Below are 19145 nucleotides of genomic sequence, written 5' to 3'. Positions count from 1 at the left end.
CATCGGCACTCAATGAGTTTGTTCAATATTGTTCCAAACTTAACGTAATGACCAAGACAAGTAACCCAGAAGCACATGACTCTTCCATGTTGATATATCGACTTTATTACCTGCTAAATTTGACTTTGAAGAAGAGCTGAATTATCTTCACTTCAAGTTAACAACATTTTGTTACTAAGTCATATCACTAAAAGAGGATAGGGGAATGTGTGCAACAGTATTCTCACCATCAATCATACAAAGTCTGTTAGATTTGGACGCCTACAAAATCAATATGATGCAGGCTATTCACACCTTTTACCCCGATGTCGAAGTGCGATACGAACTGATTGTTCGCTCCGATGAAGATCTCAGCCCTCTCATTTCAGACATTCATAGCCAAATTCAATCGCTGGCTGGATTATCCTTTTCACCTGACGATATAGACTACCTAAAACAACACGCGCCTCACCTTAAAACAAGCTTTCTCAATACCTTGCACTATTTCCGCTTTACCCCGAGTGAGCAGGTACAACTGGGCTTTGTAGAACACCATGATCGCAAGCAACTCAGCATCAGTATTCGCGGCGCTTGGCGTGATACCATTCTGTATGAGACCTTAGTCATGGCCATTATTTCTGAAGTCAGAAGCCGTCAATATTGGCACTCCGTTTCAGCGCAGCACATCAAAAACGTGATTGATGACAAAGTACAACACCTCAAATCAGAATTAATGAAAAGAAACATCGACAACTTTTCTCTCACAGAAATGGGCACGAGACGTCGATTTTCTTCACAAGCTCAAGATATCATTCTGTCAGTGTTGACCAAGGAAATACCTCAGTGCCTCGTCGGCACCAGTAATATTCATTTCGCCAGAAAATATGACTTAACACCGATAGGCACCATTGCCCACGAATGGTTTATGGGACACCAAGCGTTTAGTCACGTGGCAGATTCCCAACAACAGGCATTGAAACAATGGCTCAATGCCTTTAATGGTCAACTTGCGATTGCGCCAACGGACACCATTTCGATTGATGCATTCCTTAACGATTTTTCTCCTCAGCTTGCCAAAGCTTATGATGGTGTAAGGCATGACTCGGGCTGCCCATACACTTGGGGAGACAAGTTAATCGCGCATTATCAACAATTGGGAATTGATCCAAAATCAAAATTATTCATCTTTTCCGACGGTCTCAATTTTGATCAAGCACTCGATATTTGCCAATACTTTGCGGGACGCGTTAACGTGTCCTTCGGTATTGGTACCTTTTTAACCAATGATTTAGGGGAGTATTATAATAATGAAGGGGAGCTTTATCACCCGCTCTCTATCGTGGTCAAACTGGTTGAGTGTCAGCACAGACCCGTGGCTAAAATCAGTGATGAGCCCAAAAAGGCAATGTGCGAAGACCCTATTTTCCTCGCCCATGTGAAGAAAACGTTTAATCTCGATCTTAACCTAGAGCAACTGTGCGAAACACTACGAAAAGCGCCATATCAAAAAAGGCGCTTGTACATCGCCGCATAGCGGATGTTCTTTAATGAATAGTGGCCCTGCTCGCCAGGGTCACCTATGCCGCCAACGTAATCGATTAAGAATGACGCCTTATTGCAATGAGCCGTGAACAAACCGCACTCACCATGGTTACTTATACCAATATGGCTCAGCCACTGCGTTGATATCTCATTGGTATTGGAACCTCACCTCTAAAACAGCCACTTTTTCACACCGGATTTTGCAAAATAAAAAATCACTGCAAAATAAAAACAAACCTTTGAAATCAGTTGCTATACACCAAAACAAAAAATAAAGATTGCCTTAAAAAACATATAGATAGGGTCGGCGAAAAGTTGGCATAGTTAATGCCTAATAGATAATGACCCTTATTAAGCCGAGGGTCACCTAGCCAACTGACGTTGTTAGTGAACCCTATTTTGTTCACATGTTACGCGCCAATCCATTTTATGGGTTGGCGCTTTTTTATGCTTTATACCTAGACCCAGATAAAACTCAATAAAACACGCCACTTTTCAGTCCCCTCCCCTGTTGTAATGCAAGTGCCCTTTTTACTGTATTGCAAAATGAAATTTATATTGCAAAATAAAAACAAGTAATTGAAACAAGTTGCTATACATAGACAACAGAAATAAAAAAAGCAATTTAAAAACAATAAGATAGGGATAAATAAAAAACTGGCACGGTTAATGCTTATTAAATAATGACCCTTATTAAGCCGAGGGTCACCTAGCCAACTGACGTTGTTAGTGAACCCAATTTTGTTCACACATTACGCGCCAATCCATTCTCTGGGTTGGCGCTTTTTTATTGATACCCAAAGTAGCAGTGACAAACATAAAACCAACTTGCTTTTAGCAACAAACGCACTCTTGCTTCCCATGGGTCATTGCCAAGCTTGGCAAAATAAAATAACGGTTTGCAAAGCAAAAATGCACATTTGAAACAAGTTGCAATTCCCAGTCGCGAGAGATCATGATAAACAATGCCTTTTACTCTTTTTAGTCACAAGGCACAATGATCATCCCCGCCCTCAGGCCGACAGCAACATTCGGATTAGGGAATAAAATACATGCGCCAGCATCTTGGTTCCAATATTCATAATCGCCGTCTTGTGCAACTTTGTGATTCATGGCTATTGGCGTGAAATTAGGCGCCGTGTCTTTGAGGTCAGTGAATCTAAACTGTTCGCTTTGTTTGTGAAGGACTTGCTTGACAGTAAAAAGTTCAACGTTTCGTAAGGTATCGCTTTTCGACAATTCGTCGGTGAGTAAAAGCTGGATGGCTTTGATTATCGACTGGAATGGTTCGAGCTTGTTCTCACCAAATGGCAACGCTTTACCCAACTCTAAAGTACAACTTAGCGCCCCTAATTGATGGCATGTCCAAGATGTAAACGTACCACTTGGCACCGAATTGATCACCAACGCATTCAACTCACAATGGCAAAACAAGCGGTAAAATGCAGACGATTTATCACAGTGATCGGGTAGCACACCAAATTTTACTTTCAATGACTCTCTAATCGCCGTGTGCATATCAAGGTGCCAACACGTGTTACCATTCGCTTGCATGATAAACTTCTCGACCTGAGCTTTGATTGCCACAACGCGCTGGTATTCGCCACCTAATTTTGTCTGCGTGGGCGCTAAAAATAAGCGGTTCATATCAAACTTTATAAAGCGCTGACCGGCTATCATGGCATCGAAATTACCGAACACGATTAACACATTTTGTCGCAGCGCCAACTTACCCTTGAGCAAATCCATCATAAACGAAAACAAGATCTCTATCGGCGCCGTTTCATTACCGTGGATCCCGGCGGAAAGCACTAAGTACTTGGTAGAGGCCGTTCTTGGTGTAAACTCGATGATGCCCTTTGCATGACAATGCCAGGCTAACTGTGCATTTTCACCTATGCTTGGCTCAACTTGCCCTGAACGTAACCACGATTTGAGATCATAATCCACGGGGGACTCCTCTTATGACTTCGACTTGTTTCCATTTTGTTGAAACGGATACAAAGATCCTAGATTCAGTATTTGTGTCAGTTGATCAAGCGCCACTCGATTTTCCTCAAGCAATTGTGGATCGAGTAAATCCTCTTCACTTAATCGATCGCGATAATGCTTTTCAACCCAGTTCACTAAGCGCTGATATTGCTCATTGTTCATGATGCTCGATGGATTCATTGCCATTCGCTCTTGCTCGGTCAACACAACCCGTAACCGCAAACAAGCCGGCCCGCCGCCATTGCGCATGCTTTCACGTAAATCCATCACCATCACTTGATCGATACAATCACTCGATGCAGTCAAATGTTGTAAGTAAGCGGCAACGTTGCGATTTGCTTGCGTCTCTGCAGGTACCAATAACAGCATTCTTCCATTGGCTTTGCTCAGTAGCTGACTGTTAAATAAGTAACTTTCAACCGCATCTTGAACACTCACTGCCTCTGTGGGAACCTCTATTGGTTGAAATTTGCTCCCTTGTTTTGCCAGTCGCTGCTCGATGGTAGAAAAAACCGAGGTTTGATCGACAAAAGCCTCTTGGTGATAAAACCAAACCGGGCCATTCGTGACCGAAATAACGTCATTGTGAAATACGCCTTGATCGATGACGTCTGGATTTTGTTGCAAAAATAGAGTGTCATCCTCTAAAAGCCCATGCCGATAAGCAATAGAGCGACACGCTTCCAGCGTTTGTCTCGCCGGATAATGACGTGGGCCAGGTTGAGTTTGACTGCGCCCATAGACAAACACTTCGACGCCGGGCTGCCGGTCATCGACCGATAATCGATTGTGATTCGCCGCACCTTCATCGCCAAATAACGCCTGTTGTGGCAGTGCCGAATGAATAACAAAATGATTGGAATCATTAAAGGTGGCTTTTAACGCCGCCTCTGTTGCTTTCGCTTCAATAGAACGGTGAAATTTATTGTTGAGGTTCGCTACACTAAAGTGCACTTTGCCATCTCGCGTATCAGCGGATGGAGAAACCGTCGCCGCATTGGCCACCCACATTGACGAAGCCGAGCTGACTGCAGAAAGTAATTGAGGATGAAATTTATGTACCTTGGCTAATAATGATGCGTCATTGTTGGCCGAAAAGCCGAGCTGATTTAAGACCTCAATGCACGGGCGCTCCTGGGGAGGCAGTATTCCTTGCACATACCCCATGTCGTGAAGCGCTTTCATTTTTTTTAGCCCCTGTAGCGCCGCCAGTTTTGGGTTTGAGACCGCTCTTACATTGGCCGTCGAGGCAATATTACCGTGTGATAACCCCGCATAGTGGTGTGTGGGGCCGACCAATCCATCAAAATTGGCTTCCGTACTCATTCTGACTCTCCTGGTAATGGGAACAATGTTAGGCCAGGTGCTAATTGACTGGGTAGGCTAACGTATTGAGATTCGATACTGGCCATTGGCCAGGCGCAGTAATCCGCGGCGTAATAGGCGCTCGGGCGATGATTACCCGACGCACCAACCCCGCCAAATGGGGCACGACTCGACGCGCCAGTTAACGGTTTGTTCCAATTAACGATTCCAGCTCGAATCCGCGCAGAAAAGTACTCGTATTGACTGCGAGATTCACTAACCAAGCCAGCTGACAAGCCAAATCGCGTGTTGTTTGCCTCCTCAATCGCTTGGTCAAACTGCTGATAGCGCTTGATCATCAAAAGTGGGCCAAAGTATTCCTCATCTGCAGCATTATCAAGCTTAGAGACATCTAAAATACCCGGGGTCACAAAAGCGAGCTCAGGTTCTCGATGTTCCATTGCTAACAAAACGCTTGCACCTTGTTGAATCAAACCTTCTTGTACCGCCATTAAGCGCTCTGCCGCCTGCTTGGAAATAACCGGCCCCATAAAGGGTTGTGGCTCTTCATTCCAACGACCCACTTGAATCGCTCGGGTTACCTCAACAAGGCGTTCCACTAACGCATCCCCTTGAGCTCCTTGTTTAATCAACAAACGGCGCGCACAAGTACAACGTTGACCCGCAGAAATAAAGCTGGATTGAACAATTAAATGAACAACGGCATCAATATCTGAAAAATTGTCGATGACTAAGGCATTGTTTCCACCCATTTCCAAAGCCAGTATTTTGTCTGGCTGGGTCGACAGTTGCTGATGCAATTGATAGCCGGTATTGGCACTGCCAGTAAACAGCAACCCATCGACGAGCCGGTGACTGGCCAACTCTTGACCAGTCTGTCCTCCTCCTTGGACAAGATTAATCACGCCACAGGGCAAGCCTGCGTTTTGCCACATCTCTAGAGTAAACTGTGCCGTCCAAGGCGTGAGTTCACTGGGTTTAAATACTATGCAGTTACCGGCAATCAGTGCGGGAATAATGTGGCCATTGGGTAAATGACCGGGAAAGTTATAGGGACCAAAAACGGCCATGACACCATGTGGCCGATGGCGTATCACAGCCTGACCGTCGGCCATTGCCGTTACACACTGTCCGGTGCGCTGATGATACGCCTCAATGGATATCTCCACCTTGTTTATCATGGCTTGTACTTCGGTACCACTCTCCCACAAAGGCTTACCTGTTTCTTGACTGATGATCTTCGCAAGGGCTTGTTTGTGTTGTTCCAGTTGCTGTGCAAATGCCTTGATTACCGCCAGTCTCTGCTCTAATGGCAACAGAGACCAAGAGATAAACGCTACTCTTGCGCTCTGTACCGCGTTATCGACAGTGTCTGAGTCGCTGTGAACCCCTTGCCAAATCGTCTCTCCCGTGGCGGGATTTTTTTTCGTCAACACCGGACCTTGTGTGGACTGCCATTGTTCACCAACAAGTGCATTAGGCTGCTGCATGTGTCTTCTCCTGTGCAAATAAAGAGACGGCTTTCACTTCATCACCCGTCTGTACCGATAAGGCTTTGGCTTGTTTTGCCGATAAATAAAGACGGTGCCCTTTGATTAATGGGGTAGCCTTGATCGCTCGATAATCCTGAAAAGACGTATTTCCAACCAACATTTCTGCTTCACCAGCAGACACTTGTTCCTCGATAACCACTTGGTAGCTGAGGTGATCTTTAACAATACGCAAATCTCGGACATAGGCTTCTAACGTTGGCCCGCCATCGAAAATATCGACATATCCTTCATAACGCATCCCTTCACTCTCCAAAATTTTACGCGCTGGCTCCGTATTTGGATGGACTTTAGCGATGGCGTCTTTGGCCTCTTGACCTAAAAAGTCGATGTAAAGAGGGTGTTTGGGCATCAGTTCAGCAATAAAGGCTTTTTGGCCAATTCCCGTTAAATAATCGGCTTTGGCAAAATCAAACGTAAAAAAGTGACGTCCCAGGCTTTCCCAAAATGGCGATTGCCCATGCTGGTCGGAATACCCTCGCATTTCAGCAATGATTTTACTGGTAAATAAAGATTGAAACGTGGCGATAAACAGCAAACGAGCCTTCGATAAAAAGTGGCCATTGCGGCTATGACGGTAATCGGGGTGCAAAAAAAGTGTACATAACTCACTGTTGCCGGTGTGATCATTACTCAAAAATAACGTTGGCATAGTAGTATGAACGCCCAACTCTCTCGACGCGTGTACGAGTGTCCCGACTCGGTAGTGATACCAAGGGTCACAAAGCCCTATCGCCACTTCAATACCCGATACCCCAACTGCTTTTTTCGTCTCGGTATCTTCAAGAACAAACAAAAAGCCTTCATCTTGCTTCTCTGCCTTTCCTTGCCAAGTCGCTATCATACGCGCAATGCGCTCGTTCAAACTGGCCTGGTGCTGGGGCAACGAGGTAAACCCGACACCGGATAATTCCGCTAATGCCATCAATAAGTCACAATCCGAGCCTTGAACTGGGCGAATGACCATCATAATAATTCCCTTTCAATAAATTACAGCGCAAATAACGTGACTTTTTGCGCTAAAGCAAGCCCAAGTTGTGCCATGGTCTCACGATCAATGACGCAGCGATCTCCGCTGACATCAGCATGCACCATGGCCGTTGAAAAACCATTAACATGCTCAAAGCCCAACAAGTACTTCTTCGCTCCAATGAGAACGTCACCTAGCTCAATTTGAGCCTTAAAGCAAAATTGCCAAATCGCTAAGCTGTTTGCCTGCGCCGTGACGATCGGGCCGGCATCAAAGATTTCAACATACTTATTGGAACGAAAGCCTTGGTCGCTAAGCAATTGATGTTGTAGATGAGTACTGTCATTCACTTGCCCGATGGCAGCTTGTGCCTTTTGACTTAATAAAGGTACATAAATCGGGTAATGGGGCATGAGTTGAGCAATATATGAGCTTCCTTGAGGCCCGTTGAGCAACTCGACGGCTTCATAATCCATTTGAAAAAATCGTCGTCCGACATCTTGCCAAAAAGGGGAATCACCCTGATCGCAAAGACCGCAAATGACCGCCATCCAATGTTCGGAGAAACGGTTGGGCTGCGCGGCCATAAAAAGCAAGCGCCCCAAAGTCAGTAAAATGGGAGAAACTCTATGCTCGACCTCTTTTGCCAAACAAAAAGAAACCAGTTGTGAGTGATCACTTAAATCGTGGGTCAACGTCAGGGCATGAATACGACTGTGGACCCCTAAAGACGGAGAAGAGTGAAATAAGGTCTCGTTTCGAAAAGAGTAAAAAGGTTGTTTATGACCAGCAAGGGCGTGAATCCCTGCAACGCCAACCCTTTCGTTGGTCGCCGAGTTTTCCAGCACAAACAAGTAACGCTCTTCACCAGGGCTAACCACTTGTTGAGCAAAAGACCAAATGGAATGGTCGATTTTCTCGCGTAGTAGAGACTTATCACTGGGTAGCGTATAAACCATCGCACCGCTTTGACAAGCTAATTGATAAACAAAATCCAAGTCGGATTGATTGACGGGTCGCAACACCAGCATACGACGCTCCATGTCGTTAATCGTGTCTAATAACTTATCGCAACCCCGCTGCCAATACTTTCAAATTTACGACCTTAGCTATCAAATTTGCGACAGGCTTTATGAATAAAAAGCCTTGCGTTCATCGCTTGGCGTACGTTGAAAACAAGCTCGATAGGCAGAAGAAAAGTGAGCGCCACTGGAAAAGCCACACATCAACGCAATTTGTACAATAGAATAATTACTCTCGCGCAGTAAGAAACGCCCATGCTCTAAGCGCAGCGATAAATAAAACTTAGAAGGTTGCTCACCGAGAACCTGTTTAAACCGCCGCTCTAACTGACGTCGTGAAATGGCAAGAGAATGGGCAATGTCTTCACAGGTTAAAGGCTCTTCTATATTGTGTTTCATCAAACTAATCGCCTGATCAAGATCATCGGGCAACTCTCTGGTGTCGGTCGGTTGCTCGTGTTCATCTTGAGCCACTTCTAACACATTTTCGCCGCCTAACAGGCGCTGAAACGCACTGTGATCGGCAATAGACAATACCTGCCGGTCTTGCCATAACGGCTTTTGAATGACTTGGTTTCGGCCAGGGGTTGAGCCCCAATCGCCGCTTTCTTCGAGTGTGAAAGCAAGGTGGTGCTGTTGATCTAACCCTGATGTCAACCACCATCGGCGAGCCTCACCGAGCAATACCATTTGGCTATTATTGCTCAACAAGTCTCGTAATGTGTGACACTCCAGAAATGATAAGCGGCACTCATGCTCAGCGATCAACCAACAGGAATCACAGTGCTCTAAATCAATCAGGTGCCGATCAAAATTTAAGGTTAAACACGGTTTCTCGAACTGTTGCCACGTGCTTAATGAACTGGCTTGAGTGGCGATGAGTTGGATACGTATCGAAGGGGAAGCGTTAGAGACGGTTGCCAACCAACCAAACAGAGTATTGAGCGTTGAGACGGACACTTCACCACAAATCACCCATGACCATTGGGTCCCCAACCTAGGGAGAATTGCATCATGCACATAACATCCTTTTACAGTAAGTGCGACCACAAAGCCTCAGCACTTATCAAAAAAGTCATCTTAGCGAAGAGCGCTTTTCATTCACAAGCACAAGGTACAAAAAAACCCGGTTTATACCGGGTTTTGGGATCACAATCATAGTGGCTGCGTATTAACCTCGTTGGCGGCGTTGTTCAACCGCTTGCGCCAATTGACGTAAAACATTTTCGGTATCTTGCCAACCTATACAAGCATCGGTAATCGACTGGCCGTAGTTCTTAGCACGACCATCAATTAAGTCTTGGCGCCCTTCTTGTAAATGCGATTCTATCATCACCCCAAACACGGCTTGCTCACCAGAGGCAATTTGCTGACTGACATCCTCAGCCACCAACATTTGTCGTTCAAACTGTTTTAAGCTATTCGCATGGCTAAAATCAATCATCACTTTTTGCGGCAATCCTAACTTTTCTAGGTTCGTCTTAACCTGTGCGACATGATCAGCACTGTAGTTTGGCTCTTTACCACCGCGTAAAATTATGTGGCAATCGGGATTACCGTCCGTCTCTACAATAGCGGAATGGCCAAATTTGGTGACAGACAAAAAGCGATGCGGCGCACTGGCTGAGCGAATCGCGTCTGCAGCAATGCGAATATTACCATCAGTGCCGTTTTTAAAACCAACCGGACAAGACAGCCCTGAGGCAAGCTCACGATGGACTTGAGATTCGGTGGTGCGAGCACCAATCGCGCCCCAACTGATCAGATCGGCCAAGTATTGAGGCGTAATCATATCGAGAAATTCACTGGCCGTAGGCATGCCCATTTCAGTTAGATCAAGTAACAGTTTACGGCCGATACGCACACCGTCGTTAATCTCGTAAGAATCGTTGAGATACGGATCGTTGATTAGACCTTTCCAACCCACCGTCGTTCTTGGCTTTTCAAAGTAAACACGCATGACCACTTCAAGTTGGCCTTTTAACTCATCACGCAACACTTTTAAACGCTGACCGTACTCTAACGCCGCTTCAGTGTCGTGGATAGAACACGGGCCAATCACCACTAATAAACGATCGTCTTCGCCTTCGAGAATTTGATGAATCGCTTGACGTGACTGATAGGTTGTAGCAGCAGCTTGCTCACTGGCTGGAAACTTCTCAAGAACCGCGACCGGTGGTAGAAGTTCACTTACTTTTTTTATTCTTACATCATCAGTTTGCAACATACTATTACTTCCTAGTTTGCAATGAAAAGTTAACCGCTCAAAATGCGTTTGCGTTCAATGGGGCTTAACTTATCGCCTCTGACCAAAATTGGCAAGCACTAAATTAAAAAAAAGGCAAACAAAAACCAAACAATGAAATTAAATTACACCGTAAAGAAAAGTTTACTTACACGAACGTATCTAAATCATTGCAAAGAAATGACATTTTTTTTTGAACTTGATCTAAACTTACCCATGTTGTTAGTGAAATACAGTTTCATTAACACTAATAATCTATCTCAGGTTCATAATAAAGATAATTATGGAAGGGTGAGCTTTTCAACGAGCCACTCTAATAAAGCAATAAAGCAAAAATTAAGTAGAAGGGTTTCAAATGAATAAAAAATTCACCTTGTCTCTAATTGCAGGACTTGTGAGCAGTGGTCTTGTCGCGCAAAACGCACTCGCAGAAGTCTACGTTGGCGGTCAAGCAGGCTACACTAACCTAGACAACGCTTGTTACGTCAGCGACGGTTGTGATGACGAAGGCGGAGCTGCTGGCCTTTACCTAGGTTATCAAGCCAGTGAACACGTTGGCATTGAACTCGGTGCTGACTGGTTAGGTAAATACGATGTTAATTACCTTGACAACGGGGCATTGGCAACCAGCGAGCACAACCTCTCTGCTATTTCTTTAATGCCTAAGTTTAATTTCCCTATTGCCGATAACTATGACGTATTCTTCAAACTCGGTGCAGCTTACATGCAGTTTGGCGATGCCAATGATGTCGTACCAACGGCGGCTGTCGGTGCGGAATACCACATTTCAAAAGATTGGGGTGCACGCTTGGCTTACCAACGCTACCAAGGTTTTGATGATTCTGTTTTTGACGACATGGACACCAACGTGTTTACGGTTGGCCTAACGTACAAGTTTGGTCAAGCAGAAGCGGCGCCAGCGCCTGTTGCTGTCGAGCCAAAACCTGAGCCGAAACCTATTGTTGAACCAAAACCTGAGCCAAAACCAGAGCCAATCCCAGAATGGATTACTAAACAGCACGCTAAGCAATACGACGAAAGCACCTTTGAAGTTGGCAGTGCCGTTCTTTCTGACGCGGGTAAACAAGCGTTGACGCCATTAATGCACACTTTAGTGCGCTTCCCTGATGCAGAAGCCGTGATCACTGGTCACACTGACTCAACTGGCGCAGCGTCATTTAACCAACGTCTCTCTGAGCAACGCGCTCAAGCCGTGGCAGATTTCCTTACTGCAGGTGGTGTGAACCCAGACAAATTGACCGTGCAAGGTAAAGGTGAGTCTTCTCCTATCGCGAGCAATAACACTTCTGAAGGTCGTAAACAAAACCGCCGTGTAGAAGTTGAAATTCCTAAGTTTGAATACAAAACTCAGCAATAATCTCTATTGTGAAGACGTATTGAACCAAAGGGCGCCTCGGCGCCCTTTTTTACGTCTGAATTGACCGAACACTCTGCCTTCAACTGCACCATTAGATAGGAGCCGCAATACCAACCTGATTAAATATGAAATCGCGTTATTTAACCCGCTAGGGTAGCCAGCTATTTAATCAGAAGATATAACATGCCTGTGCTCAATAATCGCTCGCAATACAGGGCAACAGACTGCTGGTTAAAAAAGCTCAATCGGCTATGTTGTTGCACTTTTTTACAGCCCGGTGATAAGCGACCTCACCGCCTCATCGTCAGGCTAGGTTAAATGTCAGTTTATCGATTGCTCTCTTGGAAATATGATCTCAATTCCATTACATTGACAGTCTATGTGGATAAATGACTTAGGTATAACATGACCGATATTCAAACCTGGCTAGCACGAGATCCCGACCCTCGTACTCAACAACAACTAGAGCAGTTGCTGCAAGAAAACAACCAAACTGAGCTTAACGACCGCTTTCGCGGCCGCTTAGAATTTGGAACAGCAGGCCTGCGCGGCAAAGTGGGGGCAGGCCCCAATCGAATGAATCGCCTAGTTATCCAAGAAACCGCAACGGGTCTAGGTCAATATTTACTATCACAACATGACGATGCCACAAGTCGTGGTGTAGTGATAGGTTATGATGGCCGTCCAGACTCTCAACAATTTGCCCAAGATACCGCGGGCGTGTTGTGTGCTCTCGGCATTAAGGTATATTTGACCTATCAAGTCGCCGCCACCCCTATTGTTGCCTTTGGCATCCGTCATCTCAATACCGTTGCCGGTGTTGTGGTCACCGCCAGTCATAACCCGCCTGAGTACAATGGCTTTAAGGTGTACTGGCAAAATGGCGCGCAAATCATCGCGCCACACGACCAAGGCATTGCGGCTGAGATAGAGAAAGCCACCACCGAGCCCCTCAACGTTATGCCGCTAGAGCAAGCTGAGCAACAAGGTTTACTCGTTTGGCTTGAAGACGATTATTACCAAACCTATCGCACTGCCATTAATCAACAGCCTCTGTTAACGCCACACGCTAATAGCGCCGGTCAAGTAATCATTGCTTATACCGCCATGCACGGGGTGGGCGCACAAATGGCTGAGGCATTGCTCAACGATGCCGGCTTTACACAGGTATTTAGCGAAGCATCACAACGCGAACCCGATGGCACCTTCCCAACCGTCAATTTCCCCAACCCAGAAGAAGACGGCGCAATGGATCGCGTGATCGCACTAGCCAAAGTGAAAGGGGCCGACATCGCCTGTGCCAATGACCCTGATGCCGATCGCTTTGCGGTGGCCGCTAAACAAGCGGATGGTCAATACACCATGTTAACCGGTGATCAAGTCGGGGCATTATTAGGTGATTTTGTGCTCAGTCAGTCTAAAGATAAGACGGTCTTGGTTGGCAATACCATTGTCTCTTCGCGCTTACTCTCTGCGATCGCACAGCAACACAATGCCGAATACTATCAAACCCTAACAGGATTTAAGTGGCTGACTAATGTCGCGATGGAAAAGCAAAGCCAAGAGAAGCCTTTTGCTTTCGCCTACGAAGAAGCCTTGGGTTACACCATCGGCAGCACGGTGTGGGATAAAGATGGCTTGAGCGCTTTAGTTGCCTTTAGCCAACTCACCGCACAGCTCAAAGCGCAAGGCCTAACGGTATGGGACAAATTAAATTCTCTCTACCAAGAGCACGGCGTGTATCTCAATGCTCAGCGAAGCATCGCACTAGATCCCAACCAGCCGCCAATCGGCGATAGCTTGCGCGCCAATCCGCCAGCCAACATTGGTGGACAGAATGTGTCTGCAGTCGAGGACTTTAAACTCGGTGTGCGCACTACCAAAGAGGGGCAGACCTCTGAGATTGATTTGCCAAGCAGTGATGTCTTAATCTATCACCTCGCTGACCAATCTCGCGTGGTGGTTCGCCCTTCGGGTACTGAGCCCAAGCTCAAATGCTACTATGAAGTGATTCAAGACGTTCAAGACGGCCAAGATGTTCAACAGGCTTATGAACACGCCAAACAACGCATGGCAGATCTCATTGCCACGCACCAAAGCACCATTGCCTAACTGAGTACGATAAATCAGCGGCCGAGTGATAAAGGGTTATCACTCGGCCGTTTATTCAACACCTTGCTTTTTTTATTGTGCAACCCACTGAATTTCAGTGATGATGGTATCGGCGTTTTTAAGCCGTGCGAGAAATACATCGCCTTGTTCTACCACTCCCACGCCTTTTGGTGTGCCTGTCATAACAATATCGCCATCTTCTAGATCGGTATAGGCCAATATTTGAGTTAAAATTTGTTCGGGCTTGTGGATCATTTCACTTACCCCACCCGCTTGTACGCGCACGCTGTTGATCAACAACTCCAACTTTAACTGCTCAATCGGCATGTCGCCGAGGTCAACAAAGCGACTGAACAACGCAGACGCATGGAAACTCTTCGCTTTTTCCCAAGGTAACCCCTTCCCTTTCAAACGTGATTGCGTCTCTCTCTTGGTCAAGTCCAAGCCTACCGCCACACTGACAAACTGGCCCCGTTCAACCAAAAAGCACAATTCGGCTTCGTAATGTAGAGGTTCATCGAGGTGGCGGCTGTGTAAATGCGCACTAATGGCACTGTTGGATTTATGGAATACCACCATTTCATTGGGGGTTTCGTTATTTAACTCGCGAATGTGCTCAACGTAATTACGTCCGACACAGACCACTTTTGACGGGCTCAACTCACCTCGTGAGCAGGTAATTGTTTGCATTGCTTGTCCTTAATCGCTGCACTAAACCGTATGAATGAGAAATGTAGCCTAACAGAAACTTATCCTGTCGTCTGTTGTGCTATACACAAACTCAACAACGGCCACCGCGAATACGCTTTACATCGACACTAACATGGCTGAAAAAGTTCCAAAGGCAAAAACGGTCATCGTACTTTTTCTCACACACTTTCAAAGCAATTAAAATAAACCAATGAATTTAAATGCAATTTTAAACCTGTGTCATGGCTAGGTCATAAAATAAAAATATAACTGTCATCAATTATCCATCTCTCTTTCATTTTTAAATCGTACCTTACTCGCAAACGGCAACGAGCACGTAAGCTCATTATTCAAATAAGGTAAGAAAATCATGAAAAAAGCAGCGATCGCAACTGCAATCCTATCCGCATTGGTTTCTGGCTCGACACTCGCAGCCACTGTCTATGACAAAGAAGGTACGTCACTCAAGATTGGCGGCCGTGCAGAAGCGCGTTTCAACATTTCTGACAACAATGAATCAGATGCCGACGGTACGAGCTCATTCGAAGATAAATCTCGTGCGCGTGTCAACATCAAAGGAAAAACTCAGGTTACGGATTCATTGTATGGTTTTGGTAAGTACGAAACCGAATTTGATACGGATGATGAAGTCAACAACCGTTACGTTTTTGCCGGTATTGGCACCGAGTTTGGCGAGTTTTCTTACGGTAAACAAGACAGCGCACAAGTCATGCTAACCGATTTCACAGACACCCTTGCTACCTTTGGTGGCGAAGCGGCTGATGCTGTTGATGGCAACAAAGACAAGCGCACCAATAACTTCCTATACTCTGGTAAATTTGACGCAGTTAAATTGCAAATGAACTACATCGCGGCGGATGAGCAAGATGCGGACAGCTTTGGTTTAGCAGCGCTTTACTCAGCAGACATGTTCTCTGTCGGCGCGGGTTACGTTTCTCAAGAAAATGGTGACGATGACGACAACCAAATCAATTTCGCCGGCGAACTTAGCCTTGATATGTTCACGCTAGGCGCGCTTTACACCATGGCGGAAGTAGGTGACGACGACTACGATGGCATCGAGCTTTCTGCGAAAATGAAAGCCAGTAAAGAATTGAGCTTACTTGCGGTTTACAACAAGGGTGAGTACGACGATGCTGGTGATATTGTCGATGAGTTCACTCTCGAAGCGGTCTACAAGTTTAACGGTCACATCCGTACTTACGCCGGTTACAAATTCCAACAAATCGATGACAGCGATGACGAGCTTCAAGCGGGTATTCGTTACGATTTCTAAATGGATAGCCAATCAACTGCCTTTAACCAGCCCTCGGGCTGGTTTTTTTATTCCCCATCAATGAGCAAGGTTCACTAATTCAGTGCAAAAACACGTGCCATTGAACGAAAATATCCATCAAAAAAAACAAAGTTCCCAATTATCAGTAACTTATATAATTGGCACGCTGATTGCTTTATTATACTTAGCAAATGCTTGGCAGCGTTTGTGCTTCTCGTTCTTAATTACCATTCAATTCTCCCGCGGTGGGAATTCTTTGAATCGGCAGTTTGCCTCCATATTTGGAGGCTTTTTTTTGTCCTTTTCTAACTCAAGTCACAAACCAATAACGCTCACGATGCCTGAAAGAAAATCACCTGTGCTTGGGTCTATAATGAATAGAAACCAAACCATACTCGTTACCCGTTACTTGGTACTTTTTCTTTCGAGGACTTCAATGATGACACCAATTAAACTCACCTTATATCGCTGGGCCGGTCAATGGGGACCATTTAAAGTCAATATCCCTTGTGGCGAATGCACTTTAACCTTAGATATCATTAAAGATGTCATGGATAACGAACTGAGCCAAGTGCCGATCGAACTTGAGGTAAAAGATTGGTTACCCAATTGGTGGAAAGTGTTGCCCAAAGGCGGACTCCACGCGCCTATCGTTTTATTGGGTAACAAAGTTATAAGCCAAGGTGAAGCCCTAAACAGAGCCGCGTTAATCCAACATATCATCGGGGTTTGGGCTCAACAGCAATCCCCCCAAGGCAACGTTATTTATAGCAAAGATAACTGCCGCTATTGCAAGCAGGCTAAACAATTACTGGACGACACCGGCATTGAGTACACCAACCACAACGTTGTCAAAGACAGCGCCGCCTTGTATTTTATGATCCCAAATGTCAAAGCCCACATCGGTTTAAAAAGCCCAGTGACCATGCCTCAGATATGGTTAAATGGGCAATACATAGGGGGTTACCAAGAGTTACAAACTTACATCATTGACAATCAGATCACCGCCGATAATGTTTTGGATTTTAACCACAAAAGCGCCGTCAGTGGTTAATTTCGCTTGGGTTTGCTGTAAGGTTTGCCGGCCGCTTGGTAGGTGTCTTTGTCTTTAATATCAAATTGAGAATAAAAGAACCACGCCACAAATTGAACAACATCGTCCCCTTCATTCATGATGTGATCAAGGTATTCTTGCTCTTCACCTTGATCATCTTCGTCGGTAAACACGTGGTAAATACGCTGTTGCCCTTCGACTTCTGCCAACGCAAAGTGCCCACTAAGGGCTGACGCCGCACTGGAAATGTCTGTATTCTCGCACGCTTTAAGCCATTCAAGTGCTTTGGGTAGCGTACCTTGTTCAACGCAAGCGACGACTAGCTGTTGAAATTCATTGTCTGAAAGAAACGTATTCATGATTTTCCTCTACTTATAAAACAAGCACATAACCATTCAGTTATGTGCTTGTGGATTACTCTTATCGCTTTAGATTAGCCAGTTAGCTTGGGTTGTTTAACTGCTTTTTCTCTTGTAAAGCGATCAAGTTATTCATTTTATCACGCTGTGCATCAAACGCTTTGCGCTCTTTCTTAGGCACAGAGCTTGCCATCGGAATTTTGGCCGTCATGGCGTTAACCGGGCGATTGTAGACCAACAACTCATAGTGAAGATGCGGCCCGGTCACACGCCCAGTAGAACCGGACAGTGCTATCTTTTGCCCACGTGTTATTTTTTGCCCTTTTTTCACCAATATTTTACTAAGGTGTAAATAACGCGTTTTGTATTTGTTACTGTGCTCAATCACCACGTAATTACCCGCATAAGGGTGGTGTCTGATCATGACAACACGGCCGTCCCCAGTTGAATACACAGGTGTCCCTGTCGGCACAGCGAAATCCGTACCGTTATGAGGCGAAATACGCCCTGTGACGGGATGGCGTCTATTGGGGTTGAAGCCTGAGCTGATTCTTGGGCGATTGTGGACTGGATAGCGCACAAAAGCCCTTTGCAAACTTTCCCCATTGGCATCGTAAAATTGGCCATCGGCGTTCAAATAGGCCGAAATCACTTTACCACGATTGTAAATGCGGATCGCTTCAAGCTCAGTTTTACCAGTTGCTTCCCCTTTGATCGTTTGATTTTTTCTCACGATTTCAAATTTATCGCCAGCGCGTAAATCTTTTGAAAAATTGAGTTTATCTTTTAATAACGTCACGACTTGATAAATTTCATTACTGCTCAGCCCCAATTTATAAGCCGAACCGGAAAAGCTGCCACTAATACTGCCGACAACGGCTTGATGCTGCCATTGACCCGGCAGAGAAATATCTTGGTACGTGTAACTGCCATCGCTTTGTAACGTGTACACGGCTTTATCGGCAACGTTAAATACTAGCTCCATTTTGGCCAAGTTTCCCGTGGTTTCATCACGCCAAAATCGCAGGATGTCACCGGGCTTTAAAGTATCGAGCACCAAATAGTTTAAGTCGGTTTCCATGACTTTCATCATTTCACTGTAGCGAAAGCCCAACTGATTGAAAATCGAGCTTAGGTTATCACCTTGCTGAATTTGATACTCATAGTTAGGCGGGATCAGTTGTTCCACCTCTTGTTGTTCTTGTTGCCATTGAGTGCTCACGCTCTCAGTGGTTAAATTAAGGTCGATGGTTCTCGATAACTGTGGACCGATAATACTTTGACTAAAGCCCCAAAAAGCCACGATGGGCAAACTGATCGCCCAGAATTTTTTTTGGCTCAGTGTTTGCTTTATGGCCTTATTACTAAATTGAAAAGACACTGTGATTTACTCTTCTCTATATACAGTGGAAAAATGAGCGCAATTTGCACCAATAAAGTCATCATTGCCGCACATTCTACCGATATTTTGCAAAAATAACCATCTCACCGCCACTATGTCTCATTGAGTGACTATGGATGTGAGTGATACTTTAACTTGTGTTTCGGAGTGTCCTAGCACACAAGGGAAGATAAAAGCCACAGGTTGCACAACAACCCGTTTGAATATCTAATGATAGTAAGTGAATA

The 19145-nt window shown here is 45.4% G+C and carries 15 protein-coding genes; 5 read left to right on the top strand and 10 right to left on the bottom strand.

Annotation, left to right across the window (positions count from 1 at the left end; all coding sequences use genetic code 11):
* Positions 1-205 precede the first annotated feature (205 nt).
* Positions 206-1513, top strand: coding sequence for a nicotinate phosphoribosyltransferase (pncB, locus tag AB0763_RS15225; protein WP_306099293.1), 1308 nt, complete (start codon positions 206-208; stop codon positions 1511-1513).
* 989 nt (positions 1514-2502) lie between these two features.
* Here pncB and AB0763_RS15220 read toward each other — a convergent pair.
* The 7 genes from AB0763_RS15220 to aroG form a co-directional block, all read right to left on the bottom strand.
* Positions 2503-3471, bottom strand: coding sequence for a succinylglutamate desuccinylase (locus AB0763_RS15220; RefSeq protein WP_306099292.1), 969 nt, complete (start codon positions 3469-3471; stop codon positions 2503-2505).
* Between the two features lie 12 nt (positions 3472-3483).
* Positions 3484-4839 (bottom strand): N-succinylarginine dihydrolase, encoded by a 1356-nt coding sequence (astB, locus tag AB0763_RS15215; protein WP_306099291.1) that lies wholly within the window; start codon positions 4837-4839, stop codon positions 3484-3486.
* The gene (gene astD / locus AB0763_RS15210; protein ID WP_306099290.1) at positions 4836-6329 is read right to left on the bottom strand and encodes a succinylglutamate-semialdehyde dehydrogenase; all 1494 of its coding nucleotides are present in this window, start codon (positions 6327-6329) and stop codon (positions 4836-4838) included. The genes astB and astD overlap by 4 nt, the downstream gene beginning before the upstream one ends.
* The gene (gene astA, locus AB0763_RS15205; RefSeq protein ID WP_306099289.1) at positions 6316-7359 is read right to left on the bottom strand and encodes an arginine N-succinyltransferase; all 1044 of its coding nucleotides are present in this window, start codon (positions 7357-7359) and stop codon (positions 6316-6318) included. Before astA ends, astD begins: the two co-directional genes overlap by 14 nt.
* A gap of 20 nt (positions 7360-7379) precedes the next feature.
* On the bottom strand, positions 7380-8390 hold the full coding sequence (locus tag AB0763_RS15200; RefSeq protein WP_306099288.1) for an arginine N-succinyltransferase: 1011 nt from the start codon (positions 8388-8390) through the stop codon (positions 7380-7382).
* Positions 8391-8489: 99 nt separating this feature from the next.
* Positions 8490-9401 (bottom strand): helix-turn-helix domain-containing protein, encoded by a 912-nt coding sequence (locus tag AB0763_RS15195; RefSeq protein ID WP_306099287.1) that lies wholly within the window; start codon positions 9399-9401, stop codon positions 8490-8492.
* A 151-nt stretch (positions 9402-9552) separates the two neighbouring features.
* Positions 9553-10608 carry a 3-deoxy-7-phosphoheptulonate synthase AroG gene (gene aroG / locus AB0763_RS15190; RefSeq protein ID WP_306099286.1) on the bottom strand — a complete coding sequence of 352 codons (1056 nt, stop codon included), beginning with the start codon at positions 10606-10608 and terminating at the stop codon, positions 9553-9555.
* 373 nt (positions 10609-10981) lie between these two features.
* Here aroG and AB0763_RS15185 point away from each other — a divergent pair, with 373 nt between their 5' ends.
* Both AB0763_RS15185 and AB0763_RS15180 read left to right on the top strand, forming a co-directional pair.
* Entirely contained in the window at positions 10982-12004 is a 1023-nt protein-coding gene (locus AB0763_RS15185) for an OmpA family protein (protein WP_306099285.1), read from the top strand.
* Between the two features lie 405 nt (positions 12005-12409).
* Positions 12410-14116: a phospho-sugar mutase gene (locus tag AB0763_RS15180; RefSeq protein ID WP_306099284.1), complete on the top strand. Its 1707-nt coding sequence runs from the start codon at positions 12410-12412 to the stop codon at positions 14114-14116.
* Positions 14117-14188: 72 nt separating this feature from the next.
* Here AB0763_RS15180 and AB0763_RS15175 read toward each other — a convergent pair whose 3' ends face one another.
* Positions 14189-14806 (bottom strand): fumarylacetoacetate hydrolase family protein, encoded by a 618-nt coding sequence (locus AB0763_RS15175; RefSeq protein ID WP_306099283.1) that lies wholly within the window; start codon positions 14804-14806, stop codon positions 14189-14191.
* Between the two features lie 370 nt (positions 14807-15176).
* Here AB0763_RS15175 and AB0763_RS15170 point away from each other — a divergent pair, with 370 nt between their 5' ends.
* Both AB0763_RS15170 and AB0763_RS15165 read left to right on the top strand, forming a co-directional pair.
* A complete protein-coding gene (locus AB0763_RS15170) occupies positions 15177-16103 on the top strand; it encodes a porin (protein ID WP_306099282.1) in 927 nt (308 codons plus the stop codon).
* A gap of 436 nt (positions 16104-16539) precedes the next feature.
* Positions 16540-17157, top strand: a complete 618-nt coding sequence (locus AB0763_RS15165; RefSeq protein WP_306099281.1) for a glutaredoxin domain-containing protein — start codon at positions 16540-16542, stop codon at positions 17155-17157.
* Here AB0763_RS15165 and AB0763_RS15160 read toward each other — a convergent pair.
* On the bottom strand, positions 17154-17516 hold the full coding sequence (locus tag AB0763_RS15160) for a hypothetical protein (protein WP_306099280.1): 363 nt from the start codon (positions 17514-17516) through the stop codon (positions 17154-17156). The two genes, AB0763_RS15165 and AB0763_RS15160, sit on opposite strands and share 4 nt — an antisense overlap.
* A gap of 82 nt (positions 17517-17598) precedes the next feature.
* Complete coding sequence (locus AB0763_RS15155) at positions 17599-18870, bottom strand: peptidoglycan DD-metalloendopeptidase family protein (protein WP_306099377.1); 1272 nt, start codon at positions 18868-18870, stop codon at positions 17599-17601.
* Between the last annotated feature and the right edge of the window lie 275 nt (positions 18871-19145).

This window comes from Vibrio sp. HB236076 (assembly GCF_040957575.1).
Lineage (GTDB): Bacteria > Pseudomonadota > Gammaproteobacteria > Enterobacterales > Vibrionaceae > Vibrio.
The sequence above is the reverse complement of the archived record's forward strand: the minus strand, read 5'-3'. Positions and strand labels throughout refer to the sequence as shown.